The sequence below is a fragment of the Leisingera sp. NJS204 genome, from assembly GCF_004123675.1.
Lineage (GTDB): Bacteria > Pseudomonadota > Alphaproteobacteria > Rhodobacterales > Rhodobacteraceae > Leisingera.
In genome coordinates this window covers 2,303,639-2,322,872 of record NZ_CP035417.1, presented here as the reverse complement: position 1 = coordinate 2,322,872, position 19,234 = coordinate 2,303,639, and the positions used below count along the sequence as shown (strand labels likewise).

The following is a 19,234-nucleotide window of genomic DNA, read 5'->3' as shown; positions in this document are numbered from 1 at the left end:
GACAAAAAAATTTGCGCTTTAGTTTAGAAGGTGGCTGCCAGAAGCGAAGTGTTGTTTCCGGTGGTCAAGAATTGGGAAAACACGCTGCCGGGGGACAGACCGAGCCGTACTTGGCCGAAATGAACAAATTCCATTACTCAGTGAGAGCCGCAGCCGGTTTCGTCGAACCCGGTTTTGCGGGCAGTCTGTGTTGCGGAATGCGTTTAAACGGCCTGGAAGCCGGGCCTTTCCCCGGGGCGTTTTTTGTAACGAGTTGCGCCTGATCGGGGGAAGTGAAAGTGACCTACAATTACCGGAATTACGAATGGACTGCATTTACCGAAGCAGATCTTTTGGATCAAGGAGGAAATGGATCCAGCTTTGGGTACGGTGACACCTTCAGCATGCCGGCAAGCGCCACGGTATGCCTGTCTACAAAAGACAACGACTATTTTTTGTCAGGCGACTATTACAGTAACGAACGCGCGGATGACAGGTACGGCCAAAACGCTTATGTCGATGGTGAACCGGCAGGCGGGAAGATGTATGCCGAAAGCTATCACGTCCTGAAAGGCTCGGACGGCAATACCTATTACCTGATCGAAATCGAGATTGAAGGCCATGACGCCCCGGGACAGGGCGAAGACTATTTCACCTTCTACAATGATGTTCCCCCGGCCGGGGTTGAATTGACTGTGGTCAAGACCTGCGGCGTCAAAGGTAACTGGGTTGACTACAAATGCCTTGGCGCGGGTGACAAAATTGAAACGGGATCCATTTCAGGCACCGTTTTCTGCGATTTGGATTGCGACGGCATTAACGGGGAGGTGACCACCATCCCAGGTTGCGATTACAAGATCGAAGCCGAGAATATGCACAAGAGCGGCTTTAAGACGGTGGACGGCAACCAGGCGTCCGGCGGTGAGCTTGTCAAGCTGGCTTATCCAGGGTGCTACGGCACGCTGTGCACCACCTTTGACGGCAAAACCGGTGTCTACGACGTAAAGATACGCGTGCAGGATGAAAACGACGGCCAAAGCAAGATCAAGCTGAAAGTGGATGGTCAGTTAGTCGAAGCAATCCGGCTGGATGCCGATTCAGACGGCGGCGGGTCGAATGATGGCGGCTTTTCAACCTATGTCATCAAGGATGTTGCCATCAGCAATGGGGAAGACATCACGATCAAGACCAAGGGCGATGGCTACGAATATGTGCGCATCGATAACATCGTTCTTGAAGGCCAGGACCAGCAAGAAGTGGTCCCGGAGCCTGGCAAGGCTGATGTCACGATCAAGCTGCTTGATGCCGGCGGCGTTGTCGTGGCAACCACCACCACCGATGCCGATGGGAACTACCGGTTCGACGGAATTGAAGCCGGTGATTACAAGATCATGGGTGTGGCGCCTGACGGCACCGAATTCACCATTCAGGACGCCGGCTCGGACGATGCGGTCGATTCAGATGTTGATGAAAACGGCATGTCGGGTGTGATCACTGTTGGTGCGAACACGGAAACTGATATCGACCTGGGTGTTGTCGACCCGCAGCCCGGCTCGCTCTCAGGCCGGTATTTCGAAGACACGGATGGCAGTGATACTGACAATGGCGAACCAGGTGTGGCCAACGCAGAAGTCACTTTGACGAACCTTGATACGGGCGAGGTTTCCACCACGACGACGGATGCCGATGGCTTCTATGCGTTCACTGACCTGGAGCCGGGCACTTATGAAGTCTTGTTTGCTGAGGTCGACGGCTTCGGCTTCGTCGCTCAGGATCAGGGAGGCGATGATACAATCGACTCCGATGTTACTGCCGCTGGCAAGGTCGAGATAATCGAAATCGGCAAAGGCGAGGCTGCCAGCGATGTCGATGCCGGTATCCGCCCCTGCGGAAACATCTTCGGCGAGTCGGGGGTAGATGATGTGCTCATCGGCTGCGACACGGATGACAATTTCCGCGGGTTCTCCGGCAATGATCTGGTTGATGCGCGCGGCGGCGATGACTTCATCGACCTGGGCCGGGGCAATGACACAGCCATCGGAGGCGCCGGCAATGACACGATCGACGGCAGTTTCGATTTCGACACCGCAATCTTCGGCGGTGCGGCTGCGGATTACACGATCACACTGAATGCACTGGACGGAAGTTCGCTCACAGTGACGGGGCCGGATGGTGAAGACCTGTTGATTGATGTGGAACTGCTGCAGTTTGACGATCAGGACGTTCTGATCTCCTCCCTGATCCTTTCGGCCAGTGATGATACCGCTGATCTGCCAGCACTGAACGGCAGCGTGAGTGTTGACGTGCTGGCCAACGACAATCCGGGTCAGGCCCCCGGCACGCCGGTTGTCATGTCTGTTACAGACGGGCAGTTTGGCACGGCGTCAGTCGAGCCGGACGGCCAGATCACCTACACCGCCACTGCGGAAGCAACCGGCGGGTTTGACGTTGTGAGCTATACCGTTGTTGACAGCCAGGGCCGGATGGCGACAGCCGAGCTTCTGTTGGGCGATATTGCGGCTCCGGACGCGTCAGCGCCGGGCGCCGTGATATTGGGCGACGGGGGCGAAACCTTCGAAGGCTCAGGCCTTGATGACATCATCATCGGCGGCAGCGGCGGCGACACCATCGCTGGCCGCGGCGGCAATGATGGCATCAACGGGGCGGGCGGCAACGACTCGATCCAAGGTTCGGCTGGCGATGACACGATCATCGGCGGAGAAGGGGATGACGATCTGTCGGGCAACCGCGGCAATGACCTCATTTCCGGCGGCGGCGGCAATGACACGATCGCGGGCAGCGGTGACAATGACCAGATTCTGGGCGGCGACGGTGATGACGACATCAGTGCCAATCCGGGCGACGACTTCATTTTCGCGGGCGCCGGCAATGACACGATCGACGGCAATGTTGGAAACGAGCTGATCTTTGCAGGCCAAGGCGATGATGAAATCAACCGTATCGGTGAGGGTGCAGACAGGGCCTTTGGCGGTGATGGCGATGACGTTTTTGTCTGGCGCGACTTCCAGGCGGATGGCGTGCGCGATCTGATCGACGGGCAGTCAGGTATCGATACGCTTGAGGTGCAGGTGGCTGCTGCGGACTTTGCTGCGATGCAAGTCGAAGTTGATGCTTATCTGATGTCGCTGGCTGCAAATGCGGATGACACCAATGGTGTTGTATCAAGCTACAGCTTCTCGACAATCGCACTGGATATCGCAAATATCGAAAATATCGACCTTACTTTCGCGTAGGGGCTTGATCAAAAATGAGGCGCGGCAATAACTCCTTACCGCGCTTCAGGCTTCAAAAAACAACTATACCGTTTGCTGCACGCAGCCGCGGCGAGGGTAATTGCAAAAGCGGCCCCCGCAGATTTCAGCCATGTTTTAAGTCACCACTCCAAAAACCTGTGTCGCCTGGGCGGGGCTGATTGCCGGCCGGATCGTGCCTTTGCAATCAGGTCGCCGCATCTGAAGTGTTCATTCGCTTGCGTCAGGGGGGCAGAAAGCGATGCGATTTTCTTTCAGGGTGGCTGACAGGTTTTCGATATCTTTGGCAAGCGGCCGGTCGTCGCGCAGCGCGGGCGAGATCTTTCGGACCTGATAGTTCATACCAGCGAGAAACCCACCGCAATTGCTGCTGAGCTTGCGAAGCTCTATCGCTTGGCAGGCAATCAGTAATTCAATCGACGTCAGGTGAAAGACATTGTCAGCGATCCTGTCCAGCGCGCTGACGGCTGCCGGGGAACCTGTCAGGCAATCTTCCACTCCATTTGCATTCACGCTGGGCCAAACCGGTATCGATTGGGCGGCATGCGCGATCTCGGCGACCAGGGATTCGGCCACCTTCATGACCGGGGCGAACCCGTTGGAGGCGCTGTCCGGCATTGCCAGAAAACTGGGCAAGCCGCTGAATTCGGGGTTCAGAAGTTTGGCGGCGCGGGCAAGCTGTGCCATGGCCAATGGGACAAACGACCGGCTTAGGGTTTCGGCAGCACTGGTAATCTCGGATGTGAAATAGGCGCCGCAAGACACCAATTTCTCGCGTTCGGCCAGGGCAACCGGATTGTCGCTGGCACTGCTGATCTCGATTTGCACGCAGTCCATGGCCCGGTCCAGCGCAGTTTTGGCGGTGCCATGGATCTGCGCAACATTGCGAAACGACAGCGGATCCTGCAGGCGCCGGGCCTGGCCGGTTTCAAACAGCGCACTGCCAGCCAGCCGGTTGCGCAGGCCCGATGCTGCCTTCAGATGGCCGGGATGGGGTTTAATGGACAAAATGGTTTCGTCCAAAGGACCGGTATTCGCCCGGAACCCTTCCATCGACATCGCGGCAGAAGTCTGCACCGCTTCAAAGGCGGTTGCGGCTTTGGACACGGTCAGCGCGGCCCTGGCGGCGGTTGCACAGGAGTGATTGGCCAGCGCCAGCCCGTCGCGCGGTGCCAGCTTTAAGGGCGTAATCCCATGAGCTTGCATCAGTTCGGCGCTGGGGCCGATGCTGCCATCGCCGGCATACATCTCGCCTTCGCCGATCAGCGCCAGCCCGGTTGCGGCATTCAGCACCAGATCCGCCGCACCAATTGACCCAAGGGAGCCGGTCACCGGGACAAGACCCGCATTCAGGCAGGTGGCAATATGCCGGGCGACCTCGGGCCGGGCTGCGCTGTAACCGCCGAGCATCGTGTTCAGCCGGACGATCAAACCTGCCCGCACCACTTCGGGCGCGGCCAATGGGCCGATGGCATGGGCACGTCCCCGCAGCGTCTGCAGTGAAAAATCAGCAAGTGCGTCTGCACCTAATACCTCGGTCGCCCGCGCGCCCAATCCGGTTGTCACGCCGTAAACCGGGATTTTTCCTGCGATGGCCCGCGCGACCAGCGCATGTGTCCGGCTCATTCTGGCAAGCCCTTCCGGGGCGAGGTCCAGCTGCCAGTTCCCATGCGCGGCCCGGTCAAGATCCGCAACCGTCAGCGACGTGCCATCCAGTCTTAGCGTTTTCATGTCAGGCATCCCGGTACAGCAGGTTCTGAACGATCCCCAGTTCCCTGGCGCGCTCCAGTATCTTTGCCCCAAGGGCGATATCGCTTGTGGACATGCCGCGGTGCCAGAACAGAATTGTTTCGCTGTCCGCCTCGCGCCCCGGTTTCAATCCTGCAGCGATTTCGCCGATCTCGGCATAAAACGTCTCTTCGCTGACCAGGCCCGCATCGATGTGCGGTCTCAGCGCCCCAAGGTGCCCGGCGCGCATCTGCCCCAGATCATCCATGACAAGCTTGTCAAAACCCTCGATGAAATCCAACGGCAGGGTGCTCATGGTTCCGTAAGGCACCACAAAGGCACCCGGCTTGACCCAGGCCTGGTTAAAAATCGGGGCTGGGGTGCTAAGCCGCGTTGCCTCGACCAGAATATCAGCGCCCTCCAGGCAGCTTTGCCAGCTGGTGGTCACGGTCACGTCTTTGCCCAGATCCTGGCGCAGCCGTTCGGCAAAGGCCTCCCGGCTTTCGGGGCGCCGCGAATGGATGCGGATTTCCTCGAAATCGAACAGATGGTCCAGCAGCCGCACATTCCAGTACGAGGTGCCGCGCGCGCCGACATGGCCCAGGATCTTCGGGGTCTTCGGCCCCAGCCATTTGGCACCCAGGGCCGTCAGCGCACCAGTGCGCATATCGGTAATGCCGGCGGCGTCGATCACGGCGCGCGGTGCCCCGGTTCTGGGGCAAAACAGGTTCAAAAGCGCCAGCTCTGACGGCAGGCCCTGTTTGTAATTGTCGACGTAATCCCCCACGATCTTGACCCCTGCATAGTCCAGCGGCGCCACATACCCGCGCAGCACATTGAAGTGCCCGTTGAACGCCGGATCCGGCGTCAGATGCATCCGCGGTTCGATGACGGTTTTGTTCCGGCCGGCTGCAGCCAAAGTCTGCTCAACCGCATCCAGTATGTCGTCATTGCTGAGAGCCACCCGGTCCACTTCCGGCTGTCCCAGGTATTCGATCTCTATGCGCGCCATGTCTGTCACTCCCGTTTTGGGCATGATGGCGTTTGTGTGATGTCTTTACAGATCGAAAAATGTGAGGCTGGCCTAAGTTTTTCTGATTCAGAAAGGGCCGCTTCCATGCTCCTTCCTCCATTGAATGCACTCAAAGCATTCGAGGCTGCAGTGCGTTTGGGCGGGTTCACGCCTGCGGCGTCCGAACTTGGCGTGTCGCCTGCCGCAGTCAGTATGCAGGTCAAGAATGCAGAAGCGTTTCTTGGGAAAACGCTGTTTCACCGTTTGAATAACCGTCTGCTGCTGACCGATGCCGGGCGGACCTATTACCCGGCAATTTCCGAAGCATTGACGGCCATATCGACGGCCACGGAGAACCTCATTGAAGCTGAGGCCCGCTCCGGCCTTGCAGTCAGCACAATCCAGTCTTTGGCAGAAAACTGGGTTGCCCCCGCCATTTCGCGCTTTCGGGAGGCGTTTCCCGGCACCGGGATCGAGCTGCGGATCGAAGCTGATCCGGTCGACCTGTTGAATACGCGTACCGATCTTAGGATTACGTATGAGAGCCATCTTTATCCGCAGCACACCCAGCTGCCATTGTTCAAAGACGTCGCCCATCCGTATTGCACACAAGCGTTTTACGACAGCCATGTGGCAGGATCCGGGATTGCCGCAGTGCCGGACGTTTTGCTGATACATACTGATTGGGGAGAGCAGTATGCGTCGCATCCGACCTGGGCAAACTGGTTCCGGGCCGCTGGTCTGGCCAGAAACCCGAACATGCGCAAAGGCCTGCGTGTCGGCGGCGCTGCGGTTGCCCTGGAACTCGCCAGACAGGGGGCAGGGATTGCATTGGTGCCAAAGATGCTGGCGCAGGCAAAAAATCCCGCCAATCTTGGCGTCGTGGTTGGTGAACCTGGCCTGCCGCTGCCGTACGCTTATTTTGCTATCGTGCCGCATTCTGCTGCTCAGCAAACCGGTGCGGCTGAAAAGAACCCGCCGCTGCAGGCGTTTTTGGAGGAATTGTTCCCGAAGGATGCACCTGAAGATACGCACTAGCCGTACCGCAGGCATCAGTCTTGCGCGTGCAATTCGGGGGCCTGCCCGGCGGCTGATTGGAGGTTGGCAGGCCTTGGAGGACTTGCGGTTCTTCCCGGCAAAAACGGCCCCTCAAGCGGGGGCGAAAAAAGTTGTTCAAAACCGCAAATTCCCTCTGGACGTCCATTGGAGTTATTCCTATACCGCATCTCGTATTCCGGCGTAGCTCAGCGGTAGAGCAGTTGACTGTTAATCAATTGGTCGTAGGTTCGATCCCTACCGCCGGAGCCAACTTCCCCTTAAGGAGTTGGAATTAAACGACAAAGCGCTCCATGCCGGGGCGCTTTTGTCGTTCTGGGCACACCCTCGGTCACATCCGATTACCCCCACCCTGCGGGAGCCGGAGCATTGAGAAGATCAAACTCAAGGCGGGTTCGACTGGCTTGGCTCTTGGGCGCGCAACACCATGAAAGGAACGCCATGACGTTCTCCGCCTCTACCGGCGGGGCGACCGCAACCGTCACAGTCACGGTTTTGAACAGCACGGCAAACCTCAAAGTCGAGAACGCCTCTGATCTCGGCGATCAACTCGCATTATTGGTCTATGATCTAACGGCGCATCCCATCGAACAATCACCCGACTACATGGTCTATGCGACACGACACGATTGATGCCGAAGCAGTCCAGGGGACGCCACGGGAGGCTGGGGGAGCATCTGATGACTGAGCATTCGTCAAAAAACACGTTCGTGCGGCCCAGAGGTGCAGCCACCAAGGTCTTTGCCGATGGTGCCGAAACCATGCGTGCTTGCCACAGCTAAGGAAAAGGGCAAGCCTCTCCTTCAATATGCGGCGGAGGAGAAAAAGCGTTTGCAGGCCAATGGTTAGGACGTACATGTGCAAATGGATGACAAAAGATCCGATGTCACCGATCCGGGCAGTGTTTTCTGTGCTTATTCTGTGCTTGAAAAGAAAAAGGACCTAGCGGGCAATCGCTAAGTCCTTGAATTCTTTGGCTCCGGCGGTAGGGATCGAACCTACGACCAATTGATTAACAGTCAACTGCTCTACCGCTGAGCTACGCCGGAACGGTCCGTGCCGTATAGCGCCCTCGGGATCAGGCGTCCAGAGGCTTCGGAGGACTTTTTCGAAAAAAATCAACCGCCGCGCTGTTCGAATACAGCGGTGGCAGAAAGGACGCCCTGCGGCGCGGCCAACTTGCGGCCGGTGAGGTCAACAAGGTGGGCAAAAACGTTGCGCTCAGCAGCCTTTAGCAAAGCCGACGGGGTCTCGGTATAAATCTGCCGAGCTAAGGAGGTTGCGCTGGCCGGCGCAATTTGAAGCGCGTCCAGAATTGCGGCCTCGCGGGATTCGCGGTGGGCGGTCAGCCAGTCGAGCCTTCCGGCAGGATCGTGGACCGGGGCGCCGTGGCCTGGGTGGAAAACACGCCAGCCGCGCTGGCGCAGGCGGCGGCAGGAGGCCATGAATTCCGTCAGGTCGCCATCCGGCGGCGACACCAGCGAACTGGCCCAGCCCATCACATGATCGGCGGTGAAACAGGCGTCGCCCCAAGCCAGCGCAATGTGATTGCCAAGGTGGCCGGGTGTGTGGATGACTTCTAGTTCCCAGCCGTCGCCGCGGATCATTTCGCCGTCACCGACGGTGATGTCTGGAGAGAATCCGCTGTCGATGCCCTCGCCGCCGCCGGCCAACCCGTCGGCGGCCAGCTGGTGCATGACGGCGCTGCGCCCGGCTGCGGGGCCGCCAAAGGCATAGACCGGCGCGCCGGTTGCCCGGGCCAGCGCCCGGGACAGCGGGGAGTGGTCCAGATGGCTGTGGGTCACGATGATGTGGGTGATCATTTGGCCCGGCTGCACGGCGGCCAGGATCGCGGCAAGATGCGGCGCAGAGTCCGGCCCCGGATCAATGACGGCCAGGCCGCCGGTCCCGATCATATAGGTATTGGTGCCGCGATAAGTCATCGGCGAGGGATTCGGCGCCAGGATGCGGCGCAGGCCTGGCTCCAGCTCCTCGGCCGGGCCTGCCTGCGGGTTGAATTCATCCGGTGCCTGCATGGTCTTGCTCCGCTGCTGTTTTCCTGGCCGGTGCGCGCCTGGATCGTCTTTCCTCTTTTCCAACCGCCCTATAGGCTTAGCCCATGTTCTTCAAATGGCTCAAACGATATATGCCGCGCAGTCTTTATGCCCGTGCGGCTTTGATCCTGGTGGTGCCCATTGTGGCATTGCAAATAGTGGTGTCCGTCGTGTTCATCAAACGCGACCTGGAGGATGTGACCGTGCAGATGACGGCCACCCTCCAGCGTGAGTTCGAGCTGCTGCGCCAGGTGGCGGATACGGCACCGGATCAGGAGGCCGCATTGGCGCAGATGGGGCCGCTGCTGCAGCCGCTGAAAATGCAGGCGCGGTTTCTGCCGCCCGGTGCGCCGCTGCCGGAGGATCAGTTCAGCCTGATTGAGTTTTCCGGCCGGGTGGTGCGCGAAGAGCTGGAAAAGACGTTTCCGGGGTTTCTCGCGGCGCGGTTCCCGGCGGACCGCAGGGTGCAGGTCTATTTCGGCTCGGCGCATGGGCTGATGGAACTCAGCTTTGACCGCCGCCGGGTGACTGCGGCAGCTCCGCATCAGCTGATTGTCACCATGCTGTTGTTCGGCTTTCTGATGATGCTGATTTCCTTCCTTTACATGCGCAACCAGCTGCGCCCGATCAAGCGGCTGGCCAATGCGGCTGAGGCTTTCGGGCGCGGCCGGGCAGTGCCCTATTCGCCCGCCGGCGCGCTGGAGGTGCGGGCAGCCGGGAGCGCCTTTCTGGACATGCGGGCCCGGCTGGAGCGCCAGATCGAGCAGCGCACGCTGATGCTGTCGGGGGTTAGCCATGATCTGCGCACGCCGCTGACGCGGATGAAGCTGGAGCTGGCGATGCTGGACGAGGAGGACGCCGCACCGATGCTGCGGGATGTGGATGAAATGCAGGCACTGCTGGACGCATTTCTGGATTTTTCCCGGGGGGCGACGATAAGCGAACCGGAGCCGGTGGACCCGCAAGAGCTGGTCCGCACCATCATCAGCGATTGGCAGCGCCAGGAAAAACAGGTGGCGCTGGGAGAGATGTCCGGCGAAGGAGAGGTGATGCTGCGCCGCCAGCCGCTGCGGCGGGCAGTGGAGAACCTGATATCCAATGCCGTGCGCTATGGCTCCCAAGCGCGGGTTTCTGTGGCGATGACCGAACGCTCCATGCGGATCCGGGTCGAGGATGACGGCCCCGGCATCCCAGCCAGCCAGCGCGGCGATGCCATCCGCCCCTTCACCCGGCTGGATCCGGCCCGCAACCAGGACCGCGGGTCTGGTGTTGGTCTGGGGCTGGCGATTGTGGCGGACATAGCACGTGCCCATGGCGGCACATTGCGGCTGGGCGAAAGCACGGATCTGGGCGGGCTGAAGGCTGACATCGTAATCGCGCGCTGACCGCTAAGACGAACTGGCCGCCGCGCGGGGCGGGCGCACGGGGCGGGCGCCTGAATGCCGTCAGGTGTTGCGCGGCGGCGGCCTGCAGCGCACGCCTGCTTTTCCCAATCTTCTTTCTTTGCAGCTATCAATCGGGCCCCGGGCAGCTTGTCCGGGAAAGAAACACTGTTGGGAGAGCTCTCATGCCTCAGATTGATCCGTTTTCCAACCACCGCCGCGGGCTGGAAAGCCCTGCTGCTCATCACATGGTGATCACGCCGCAGGACGGCACCGACCTGCCGGTCCGGCCGCGGGTGCTGCGGGTGCTGGCCTCGGGGGATCTGGTGCTGCGCGATGAGGCGGGCACAATCATCACCTATGTGGTTGCCGCCGGTGAAACCATCGGGTTTTCCGCCGCGGGCATTGAAGCGACCGGTACGACCGCATCCGTGGCTGGGTGGTACTGATGCTGGGGCTGGGGCATTCCGCCACCAGGCTGACCGGTCTGGCGGCTGCACAGCACCCGTTCACGCCCGCTGCCTTGTTTGCCGCGCCCGGCGCGCTTGGCGGCTATTGGGATCCGTCCAGCACCGGCGGGATGTTCCAGGACCTCAAAGGCCGGGTGCCGGTGGGCGGCCCGGGCGATCCGGTGGCGCTGATACTGGATGGCGCACAGGGTGTAATGGCCGCTGCGGGCGCCGGGCCGCTGGCGCAGCGCCTCAGCGGGCAGGGGACGGAGCTGTTCGCGGCACCGTTCTCAACCACCAGGAAATTCGCGGACAACGGCGACGGCAGCTTTACTTGCACCGGTGATGGTTCCGGCACGTCCTATGTCTACAAGGATGGGGCCGGGATCACGGTGGGGGACTGGTATCTCGTCTCTTACGAAGCCTTCGGCTTTCTGTCGGGGGGCTTCCGCGCCAGGGTGGGGACCAGTGCGGATGATACAGGGATTGGCCCCTGGCAGGTCGCCAATGGCACGGTTGAGGTTCTGCTGCGCGGCGACGGCTCCGGCGGCAACTTCTGGATCGAGGGCACACCCGCGACCCAAGGATCGGTGCGCAATGTTTCGGTGCGCAATGTCCCCGGCCTCCATGCGTTGCAGGAGGGAGGGGACAGTTTCAGGCCGCTGCTGATGCAGGAGCCCTCCAGCAGCGCCTGGTATCTGTCACACGACCTGGTTGACGATCGTTTGACGGTACCGCTGCCGGATCTGGGAACGCAGGCCACAGAATGGCGCGCAGATGAAACCGGTGTGGTGATCAGCGGCGGTCTGACCATCGCCGCGGGGCTGCGGGATTTGCCGGTCAGCCAAAAGCTTTACGCCTATGGTGTGGTCAACAGGGCGCTGACGGCAGCGGAGACGGCAGGCCTGACTGCCTGGCTCAATAGCAAGCGCGGGGTATGACCGTGGGCGAGGCTGGGGGTGCAATATCTTGCCAGGGCTGGTCCGGACAGGCTGCTTGCGGCCCGCTGTCTTCAGCGGCCCGCAAGCGTGCTTCCAGGTTCAGGCAAGTTCCTTGGACAGTGCGGTGAAACCCTGTTCAATGGCCGAGGCTGCCTTGATCAGGTTTTCGCCGCCCGATGCGATGCTGGTCACTGCGGTTGTAAGGCCGAGGCTGCCGATCCAGATTGCCCATTTGGTCCAGACCGGGTCCTTGTGGCGCAAGGCATCAACGGCCTTCTGTGCATTGTCGCGGAATTTCTCGGCCGGTTTGATGCTGACATGATAAGCCTCGATATCCTTGATCAGCTTGGCCGTGGCCTTGCGGGCCGCTTCCATGGCTGTAAACAGCCCATCCAGTTTCTTGCTCTTGTAGCCCCGGTCCTTGGCCATTTTGCCCAGCTTCTTCTCGATCTCCTTGTCGAGCTTGCCCTGCTTATCCAGCAGCTTGTTCAGCTCCTTGCCGAGGCCCGCAATCTCCAGATCGATGTTTTTGAGCTTCGCCTTATAGGTCTCCAGATGCTTATCCACCCGGTTGAAGCCCGCGGTTTCGATCATCAGAAAATCTGCCAGGAATTCCTTGCCGATCTCCTTGGCCTTAACCTTGGCCTTGGACTGTTTCTCATAGGAGGTCACCAGCTGCTTCAGCGCCTTCTCCAGCTCGCCATGGATCTTGACGATGTCGGACGTCACCTTTTGCACAGCGCGCGCCACCGAGACGATGCTTTGCGCAATACCGTAGATGCTGGCGGCAATCGACACGCCGCCGGTCACCGCACCAGCCGCCAATGACGCCGTGCTGCCGATGGCGCAGGCGCTGCCCAGGACAATCGCGCTGACAACTTTGATCCGGTATTTCTTGCGGTCCTTGTTGGCCTGCTTCCACTTGTCGAAATGTTTGGTCGCGACCTGCTCAATCGACTTTTCGTATTTGGCAAAGATCTTCTTGATGTCGGCGTCCAGCTCTTTGCATTCCTTTTCAGTCAGCGGCAGCACCGAACCCAGATCGTTTGCCTGGCTGATCCGCAGGCTGCATTCGGCCAGAAGCTTTTTGTATTCCTTGGTGGCGTCATCATAAAGCTTGGCGACAAAACGGGCGTCGGTATCCAGTTCGGCAGCCACTTTCTTGTCGATTTCGACGGTGGCTGCAAAATTCATATTGCCGAGCTGAACAAACTTCGGCTTCACAGCCTTGGTCACCTCGTTCTTGACGTCTGCTTTGATGATTGTGAGTTTTTCGGTTGCCATTGTGCTCTCTCGTGCCTCTACAGGTCTAGTGGCCGGACGAATGCCAAAAAACAGCTTGGAAACACAACGGAATGAATAAAGCCGGCCTGCTCAGTGGCCACTTTAGCCTTCAGGCGGTTAGAAAAAAGCAAAAGCTTCTGGCCAGACCGGGGATTGGAATGGCATCGGCCGATTCCGGACGCAAATCAGTGGATCGGGAAGGGTCAAAAACAGCGCAGCCGAACCGGAGGCAGGGCGGGGAGGATGGTAGGCCCGGCAGGATTCGAACCTGCAACCAAAGCGTTATGAGCGCTCTGCTCTAACCGTTGAGCTACAGGCCCGCCATGGGTTTGTGGTTAGGAAATGGGGCGGGCGAGGTCAAGCGGTGATTGCAGGGCGCACCGGTGAATTTGCCGTGCGCGGCTGGAGCAGTGCCTCCAGCCGCGCCACCGTGTTCTCGATGGTCAGATCCCGGCGCCGGTCCGGGGTGCGGCGGGAGGGGTAGACGGCAAAGACTTCTTTGAGCGGCGCCTCATAGTCGGGCAGCACCAGTTCGTATTCGCCAGAGGCAAGCTGCGCCTCGATCATGAAGCGGGGCGCGCGGGTATATCCGGTACCGCTGCTGACGGCCCGCATGATCAGATCCGGGTCATCGGCGGTAAAGCCGACCCGCACCGGCGCCGGAAATTCCTGCCCGCCGCGGCGCAGCGGAAAGAAACCGCGGGTCTGATCCTCGTGGTGCTGGATGAACTTGAGCCGCTGCAGGTCTTCCGGTTTCTGCGGGCGGGTTTCGCGGTCCAGATATTCCGGTGTGGCAAACAGCACCGTTTCCAAGGTCGAGATCTTGCGACCGAACCCGTCGGTATCCCCCAGCCGCCCGGTGCGGATCGCCAGATCGTAGCCTTCGCGTACCACATCGACCAGCCGGTCCTCGAGCCGCATCACGATGTTCAGGTCGGGGTGCTGCTGGTTCAGCTCCAGCAGCATCGGGCCGATCACGCTGCGGCCCAGAAAAGAATTCACGCTGATGCGGAAGGTGCCCGATACACTGCCCTCCAGCGCGTCGAGTTCTGCCGTCATCCGGTTGTAGCCGGACAGCAGCGCCTGCGCGTGGCTGTAGACCAGATCGCCTGCACGGGTGGCGTGAATGCCCTTGGCGGTGCGGTGCAGCAATTGCTGGCCTGTCAGGGTTTCAAGCTGCTTGATCTGCTGGCTGACTGCGGATTGGCTGATACCGCGGCGCTGGGCGGCCCGGTTCAGGCTGCCTTCGTCCAGGGCGATGGTAAATGTCTCAAGAAGAGTGAACCGGTCCATCGGATGCCTATCAGTGTTGCTTATAACTGCTATCGGAACTGCTGGGCTGTAAGTACCGGACCATCAGGGCTATTTCCGGCTCACAGGAAAATTCTCCTCAATTGGATATCGGAGTTTCTTATGACAATCAATCGCAGGGCATTTTTGAACGGGCTGGCGGCGGCTCCGGCGGCGGCACTGGTAGGCGGGTTTTGGGGCGGCGGCGCTGCCATGGCTGCAGAAAGTGCAGCAGAAGCGGCGCCGGTCATTCATTCCTTTACCCTGGGGGACGCCCGGATCACGGTTCTTCTGGACGGGCATCTTCCCCTGGGGACGCAGCTGTTCAACGATTACGATGCTGCTGCAGCCGAACCCGTTCTGGCGCAGGGGCTGCACCGGTTGCAGGACGGCGCGCTGCAGATCCCGGTCAACGGCTATCTGGTGGAGCGCGGCGGGCAAAAGCTGCTGATCGACACCGGCACAGCCGAGTTGATGGGGCCGGGGCTTGGCGCGCTGGGCGCCGGGCTGGCGGCAGCGGGCGTGGCGCCCGAGAGCATCAACACGGTGCTGCTGACCCATATCCACCCGGACCATTCCGGCGGGCTGATCACCGCGGACGGAGCCGGGGTTTTTGCCAATGCCGAACTGGTGGTCGCGCAGCGGGAATGGGATTTCTGGCATGATGACGGGATCCTGGCCGGGGTGCCCGAGGCCAACCGCGGCTTCTTTGACATGGCCCGCAATTCCGTGGCGCCTTATGCCGGCCGGCTGAAATTGCTGCGGGGCGAGGAGGAGGCCGCCCCCGGTTTCACCGCGCTGGAGCTGCCGGGCCACACGCCGGGCCACACTGGCTTCATGCTGGATGCGGGCGGCGAGGGGCTGCTGTTCTGGGGTGACCTGATTCACAGCGCCGCGCTGCAATTTGCCCTGCCGGACTGGACCGTCGCATTTGACACCGATCCCGCGCAGACGGCGGCGACCCGCCGGCAGATGCTGGACCGGGCGGCAGCGGATAATCTGCTGGTCACCGGCGCGCATCTGGATTTCCCGGCGCTGGGCCGGGTGCTGCGCCAAGGCGATGCCTATGCCTATCAGGCGGCACCCTGGCAGTTTGGTATCTGAGATTGGCGGTACTGTCGTGAAAACCACCCCGCTGCGCCGTCCGGGATGGCGCAGCAGATTCCCTAGTTCCCTTCTGATGCGCCTTGCGCTAAAGGCTGCGCAACCGATTTGAAGGAGCCAAGTGATGACCAGCGGCAAGAAAGGCTTGACCTATGCAGACGCAGGTGTGGACATTGATGCGGGCAACGCCCTGGTTGACCGGATCAAGCCGGCCGCCAAGCGCACCAACCGCTCTGGCGTTGCCAGCGGGCTGGGCGGCTTTGGCGCGCTGTTCGACCTGAAGGCTGCTGGATACAATGACCCGATCCTGGTCGGCGCCACCGATGGTGTCGGCACCAAGCTGCGGATCGCCATCGACACCGGCGTGGTGGACGGCGTTGGCATCGACCTGGTGGCGATGTGCGTCAATGATCTGGTCTGCCAGGGCGCCGAGCCGCTGTTCTTCCTCGACTATTTTGCCACTGGCAAGCTGGAAACGGAAACCGCCGCCCGCATCATCGAAGGCATTGCCGAGGGCTGCGTGCGCTCGGGCTGCGCGCTGATTGGCGGTGAGACGGCTGAGATGCCCGGCATGTACCCGGAAGGCGATTTCGACCTCGCAGGCTTTGCTGTCGGCGCGATGGAGCGCGGCACGGCGCTGCCCGAAGGCGTGGCCGAGGGCGACGTGCTGCTGGGCCTGGCCTCTGACGGGGTGCATTCCAACGGCTACTCATTGGTGCGCAAGCTGGTAGACGTTTCCGGCCTCGGCTGGGATGCGGACTGCCCGTTTGGCGAAGGCACCCTGGGCGCCGCACTGCTGACCCCGACCCGGCTCTATGTCAAACAATGCCTGGCCGCGGTGCGAGCAGGGGGCGTGCATGCGCTGGCCCATATCACCGGCGGCGGCCTGACCGAAAACCTGCCGCGGGTTCTGCCCGAAGATCTGGGCGCCGACATCGACCTGAACGCCTGGGAGCTGCCGCCCGTGTTCAAGTGGATGGCAGAGACCGGCAATATCGCCGAAGCGGAAATGCTGAAGACCTTCAACTGCGGCATCGGCATGATCCTGTCGGTTTCTGCCGACCGTGCTGACGCGCTGACAGAAATTCTGGAAGGCGAAGGCGAGACCGTTGCGCGCCTGGGAACGGTCACCGCTGGTGCCGGCATGCGTTATACCGGCAAGCTGCTGTGAGCCATAAAAAGGTCGCCATACTGGTTTCGGGCGGGGGCTCCAACATGGTGTCCCTGGTTGCAAGCATGACTGGCGATCATCCGGCCCGGCCCTGTCTGGTGCTGTCCAATGATGCCGAAGCGGGCGGTCTTAAAAAGGCCGCCGCCGCCGGAATTGCCATCGCAGCTGTGGATCATAGGCCTTTCGATGGCGACCGTGCTGCCTTTGAGGCGGAGCTGGTGAAGCCGATTCTGGAGGCTGGTGCCGATATCGTCTGCCTCGCAGGTTTCATGCGGGTGCTGACCGCCGGGTTCGTGTCGCAGTTCGAAGGCCGGATGCTGAACATCCACCCCTCCTTGCTGCCGAAGTACAAGGGCCTGCATACCCATGCCCGCGCGCTGGAGGCCGGCGATGTTGCGCACGGCTGCACCGTTCATGAGGTGACGCCGCGCCTGGATGACGGCCCCATTCTGGGCCAGGCACGGGTGCCGGTTCTGGAAAACGACACGCCGGATGCGCTGGCGGCCCGGGTTCTGGTGCAGGAGCATCTTCTGTATCCGGCCGTGCTGCGCCGCTTCGCCGCGGGAGATAAGACGCCGGTTCAGCTGGGCTGAAGCCCGGCTGATTGCATTGCCCGGGACAAGCGCGTATCACGTCCCGGCCCACATGAGATTGAAAAGCCGGAATTTATGAAAACTCTGACCACCACCGAAGACCTGCAGGCCTTTTGCGAAACCGCCGCACAGTATCCTTATGTCACGGTGGATACCGAGTTTTTGCGGGAACGGACCTATTATTCCAAGCTCTGCCTGATCCAGCTGGCCTTTGCCGGCGACGGCGAAAATGATGCGGTTCTGGTTGATCCGCTGGCCGATGGTATTTCTCTGGAGCCGCTTTATACGCTGTTCCGTGACGAGAACGTGGTCAAGGTGTTCCACGCTGCCCGTCAGGATCTGGAAATCTTCTGGGTCGATGCGAACGTCTTTCCCAAGCCGCTGTTCGACACTCAGGTGGCGGCGATGGTCTGCGGCTTTGGCGATCAGGCGGGCTATGAAACTCTGGTGCGCAAGATCGTCAAGCTGGGCGTCGACAAGACATCGCGCTTTACCGACTGGTCGCGCCGCCCCCTGAGCGAGGCGCAAAAGACCTATGCGCTGGCCGATGTGACCCATCTGCGCAAGATTTATGAGTTCCTGGCCGCGGAATTGCAAAAGAGCGGACGCGCCCATTGGGTGACCGAGGAACTGCAGGTGCTGACCGATCCGGCGACCTATGACATTCAGCCCCAGGACGCTTGGAAACGGGTCAAAACCCGGACCTCCTCGGGCAAGTTTCTGGCGGTTGTGCGCGAATTGGCGGCGTTCCGTGAAACCTATGCGCAATCCAACAATGTGCCGCGCAACCGGGTGTTCAAGGATGACGCGCTGGTGGAGCTGGCCTCGACCAAACCGCGCAATCCCGGCGATCTGGGCGGATCCCGTCTGCTGCTGCGCGAGGCGCGCAAAGGTGCGATTGCCGAAGGCATCCTGGCGGCCGTGGCCAAGGGGGCTGACTGCCCGCCCGAAGACCACCCCAAGATGGACCGCAGCAAGGAAAAGCTGCAGGTAAACCCGGCGCTGGCAGATCTTTTGCGGGTGCTGCTGAAGGCCAAGACCGAAGCGGAGGGCGTGGCGGCCAAGCTGATCGCACCCAGCGCGGACCTGGACGCAATTGCAGCGGGGCTGCGCGATGTCCCGGCCCTTAACGGCTGGCGGCATGAGGTGTTCGGCGCCGATGCGCTGCGGCTGTGTGACGGCAAGATCGGTCTTGCTGCCAAGGGTCAGGACGTAAAGGTTGTGGAGCTGTAAGACGCCCCAGCCGCTGTAAGCAATCCTCACAAAGAAAAACGCCCGCAAATCCTGCGGGCGTTTTTCTTATCGGTCGGTCTTGAAGTCAGCGCCGGCGGCTTTCGCGGGCATTCTGCGCGCCATTCACACGCACGGTGCGGATACCGGCCAAGTCCTGGTTTGTGACCGTGCGGGCGGCATGGATGGTGCGGCTGAATTCACTGCCGGTGGCGGTGCTGGTTTCCGGGTAGACCACCCGGAAATCCAAGCTCAGGACGCCCTCTTCACTGCCGTCGGCCGGCCGCAGAACAACGTCATAGGCGCCCTGGCGGCTGGCAATGGCCGTTGCATAGATGATGGCGCCGGATGCGGTGCGTTCGATCCGCATTTCGGTGATCCGGCCGGCCAGGACAGTGGTGTCCTTGGGCTCAGGCCGGGCAAAGATACCGCGGGCATTGCTGTCTTGCGGCAGCAGCGGGTTGGTGTTGTCCGCCACCGGCGCTTCCGCAGGCGCGGAGCTGCCGAACCAGTTGGAGGGGTTGATCCGCGACTGTTTCCAGCCGCCGCAGCCTGCCAGCATCAGCGCGCAGGCCAATGTAAGAGCCAATGGTTTATGCATCTGTCCCCGCCCATTCAAAATGTCTTTGCAACGGATTACCCGATTGGCTGCGGCTTGAAAAGCGGTTGAAATGGGGCGGGCAGGGGCT

The 19,234-nt window shown here is 60.9% G+C and carries 16 protein-coding genes and 3 tRNA genes; 11 read left to right on the top strand and 8 right to left on the bottom strand.

The genetic code is table 11. The annotated features are described in order from the left end of the window. Positions 1–278 precede the first annotated feature (278 nt). A complete protein-coding gene (locus ETW24_RS11360; RefSeq protein WP_129371163.1) occupies positions 279–3,233 on the top strand; it encodes an SdrD B-like domain-containing protein in 2,955 nt (984 codons plus the stop codon). 228 nt (positions 3,234–3,461) lie between these two features. On the opposite strand, the gene ETW24_RS11355 is transcribed toward ETW24_RS11360, so the two are convergent. Beyond that, on the bottom strand, positions 3,462–4,982 hold the full coding sequence (locus tag ETW24_RS11355) for an aromatic amino acid ammonia-lyase (protein ID WP_164982737.1): 1,521 nt from the start codon (positions 4,980–4,982) through the stop codon (positions 3,462–3,464). 1 nt (position 4,983) lies between these two features. Beyond that, complete coding sequence (locus tag ETW24_RS11350; RefSeq protein WP_129371161.1) at positions 4,984–5,991, bottom strand: ornithine cyclodeaminase family protein; 1,008 nt, start codon at positions 5,989–5,991, stop codon at positions 4,984–4,986. 39 nt (positions 5,992–6,030) lie between these two features. Between ETW24_RS11350 and ETW24_RS11345 the strand changes: the two genes are divergently transcribed. The 3 genes from ETW24_RS11345 to ETW24_RS11335 all read left to right on the top strand — a co-directional run bounded on the left by ETW24_RS11345 (position 6,031) and on the right by ETW24_RS11335 (position 7,680). Next, positions 6,031–7,029, top strand: coding sequence for a LysR substrate-binding domain-containing protein (locus ETW24_RS11345; RefSeq protein WP_129371160.1), 999 nt, complete (start codon positions 6,031–6,033; stop codon positions 7,027–7,029). Between the two features lie 195 nt (positions 7,030–7,224). Further along, positions 7,225–7,299: transfer RNA gene (locus ETW24_RS11340), tRNA-Asn, on the top strand. 189 nt (positions 7,300–7,488) lie between these two features. Continuing rightward, positions 7,489–7,680, top strand: coding sequence for a hypothetical protein (locus ETW24_RS11335; protein WP_129371159.1), 192 nt, complete (start codon positions 7,489–7,491; stop codon positions 7,678–7,680). 341 nt (positions 7,681–8,021) lie between these two features. Here the strand turns inward: ETW24_RS11335 and ETW24_RS11330 are convergent. Beyond that, a tRNA-Asn gene (locus ETW24_RS11330) sits at positions 8,022–8,096 on the bottom strand. Between the two features lie 69 nt (positions 8,097–8,165). After that, the gene (locus ETW24_RS11325; RefSeq protein ID WP_129371158.1) at positions 8,166–9,083 is read right to left on the bottom strand and encodes an MBL fold metallo-hydrolase; all 918 of its coding nucleotides are present in this window, start codon (positions 9,081–9,083) and stop codon (positions 8,166–8,168) included. An 83-nt stretch (positions 9,084–9,166) separates the two neighbouring features. On the opposite strand from ETW24_RS11325, the gene ETW24_RS11320 reads away from it, so the two are divergent. The 3 genes from ETW24_RS11320 to ETW24_RS11310 all read left to right on the top strand — a co-directional run bounded on the left by ETW24_RS11320 (position 9,167) and on the right by ETW24_RS11310 (position 11,873). Next, positions 9,167–10,486, top strand: coding sequence for an ATP-binding protein (locus ETW24_RS11320; protein ID WP_129371157.1), 1,320 nt, complete (start codon positions 9,167–9,169; stop codon positions 10,484–10,486). 182 nt (positions 10,487–10,668) lie between these two features. Continuing rightward, entirely contained in the window at positions 10,669–10,932 is a 264-nt protein-coding gene (locus ETW24_RS11315; RefSeq protein WP_129371156.1) for a spike base protein, RCAP_Rcc01079 family, read from the top strand. Further along, complete coding sequence (locus ETW24_RS11310) at positions 10,932–11,873, top strand: hypothetical protein (protein ID WP_164982736.1); 942 nt, start codon at positions 10,932–10,934, stop codon at positions 11,871–11,873. Before ETW24_RS11315 ends, ETW24_RS11310 begins: the two co-directional genes overlap by 1 nt. Positions 11,874–11,972: 99 nt before the next feature. On the opposite strand, the gene ETW24_RS11305 is transcribed toward ETW24_RS11310, so the two are convergent. The 3 genes from ETW24_RS11305 to ETW24_RS11295 form a co-directional block, all read right to left on the bottom strand. Then, positions 11,973–13,157: a hypothetical protein gene (locus tag ETW24_RS11305; RefSeq protein WP_129371154.1), complete on the bottom strand. Its 1,185-nt coding sequence runs from the start codon at positions 13,155–13,157 to the stop codon at positions 11,973–11,975. A 244-nt stretch (positions 13,158–13,401) separates the two neighbouring features. Continuing rightward, positions 13,402–13,477, bottom strand: a tRNA-Ile gene (locus ETW24_RS11300). A 37-nt stretch (positions 13,478–13,514) separates the two neighbouring features. Continuing rightward, positions 13,515–14,450: a LysR family transcriptional regulator gene (locus tag ETW24_RS11295; RefSeq protein ID WP_129371153.1), complete on the bottom strand. Its 936-nt coding sequence runs from the start codon at positions 14,448–14,450 to the stop codon at positions 13,515–13,517. 120 nt (positions 14,451–14,570) lie between these two features. Between ETW24_RS11295 and ETW24_RS11290 the strand changes: the two genes are divergently transcribed. The 4 genes from ETW24_RS11290 (at position 14,571) to rnd (ending at position 18,548) form a co-directional block, all read left to right on the top strand. Then, positions 14,571–15,551, top strand: coding sequence for an MBL fold metallo-hydrolase (locus ETW24_RS11290; protein ID WP_129371152.1), 981 nt, complete (start codon positions 14,571–14,573; stop codon positions 15,549–15,551). Positions 15,552–15,675: 124 nt separating this feature from the next. Further along, a complete protein-coding gene (purM, locus tag ETW24_RS11285) occupies positions 15,676–16,722 on the top strand; it encodes a phosphoribosylformylglycinamidine cyclo-ligase (protein ID WP_129371151.1) in 1,047 nt (348 codons plus the stop codon). Next, positions 16,719–17,315: a phosphoribosylglycinamide formyltransferase gene (gene purN / locus ETW24_RS11280; RefSeq protein WP_129371150.1), complete on the top strand. Its 597-nt coding sequence runs from the start codon at positions 16,719–16,721 to the stop codon at positions 17,313–17,315. The genes purM and purN overlap by 4 nt, the downstream gene beginning before the upstream one ends. A 75-nt stretch (positions 17,316–17,390) precedes the next feature. Next, positions 17,391–18,548: a ribonuclease D gene (gene rnd, locus ETW24_RS11275; protein WP_129371149.1), complete on the top strand. Its 1,158-nt coding sequence runs from the start codon at positions 17,391–17,393 to the stop codon at positions 18,546–18,548. Positions 18,549–18,633: 85 nt separating this feature from the next. Here rnd and ETW24_RS11270 read toward each other — a convergent pair whose 3' ends face one another. Further along, positions 18,634–19,146, bottom strand: a complete 513-nt coding sequence (locus tag ETW24_RS11270) for a hypothetical protein (protein WP_129371148.1) — start codon at positions 19,144–19,146, stop codon at positions 18,634–18,636. Between the last annotated feature and the right edge of the window lie 88 nt (positions 19,147–19,234).

What these genes read in the sequence shown, in the direction of transcription:
- ETW24_RS11355 (WP_164982737.1), bottom strand. Translation starts at nt 4,982, where the DNA reads ATGAAAACGCTAAGACTGGATGGCACGTCGCTGACGGTTGCGGATCTT.
- ETW24_RS11350 (WP_129371161.1), bottom strand. Translation starts at nt 5,991, where the DNA reads ATGGCGCGCATAGAGATCGAATACCTGGGACAGCCGGAAGTGGACCGG.
- ETW24_RS11345 (WP_129371160.1), top strand. Translation starts at nt 6,031, where the DNA reads ATGTCTTTACAGATCGAAAAATGTGAGGCTGGCCTAAGTTTTTCTGAT.
- ETW24_RS11335 (WP_129371159.1), top strand. Translation starts at nt 7,489, where the DNA reads ATGACGTTCTCCGCCTCTACCGGCGGGGCGACCGCAACCGTCACAGTC.
- ETW24_RS11325 (WP_129371158.1), bottom strand. Translation starts at nt 9,083, where the DNA reads ATGCAGGCACCGGATGAATTCAACCCGCAGGCAGGCCCGGCCGAGGAG.
- ETW24_RS11320 (WP_129371157.1), top strand. Translation starts at nt 9,167, where the DNA reads ATGTTCTTCAAATGGCTCAAACGATATATGCCGCGCAGTCTTTATGCC.
- ETW24_RS11315 (WP_129371156.1), top strand. Translation starts at nt 10,669, where the DNA reads ATGCCTCAGATTGATCCGTTTTCCAACCACCGCCGCGGGCTGGAAAGC.
- ETW24_RS11310 (WP_164982736.1), top strand. Translation starts at nt 10,932, where the DNA reads ATGCTGGGGCTGGGGCATTCCGCCACCAGGCTGACCGGTCTGGCGGCT.
- ETW24_RS11305 (WP_129371154.1), bottom strand. Translation starts at nt 13,157, where the DNA reads ATGGCAACCGAAAAACTCACAATCATCAAAGCAGACGTCAAGAACGAG.
- ETW24_RS11295 (WP_129371153.1), bottom strand. Translation starts at nt 14,450, where the DNA reads ATGGACCGGTTCACTCTTCTTGAGACATTTACCATCGCCCTGGACGAA.
- ETW24_RS11290 (WP_129371152.1), top strand. Translation starts at nt 14,571, where the DNA reads ATGACAATCAATCGCAGGGCATTTTTGAACGGGCTGGCGGCGGCTCCG.
- purM (WP_129371151.1), top strand. Translation starts at nt 15,676, where the DNA reads ATGACCAGCGGCAAGAAAGGCTTGACCTATGCAGACGCAGGTGTGGAC.
- rnd (WP_129371149.1), top strand. Translation starts at nt 17,391, where the DNA reads ATGAAAACTCTGACCACCACCGAAGACCTGCAGGCCTTTTGCGAAACC.
- ETW24_RS11270 (WP_129371148.1), bottom strand. Translation starts at nt 19,146, where the DNA reads ATGCATAAACCATTGGCTCTTACATTGGCCTGCGCGCTGATGCTGGCA.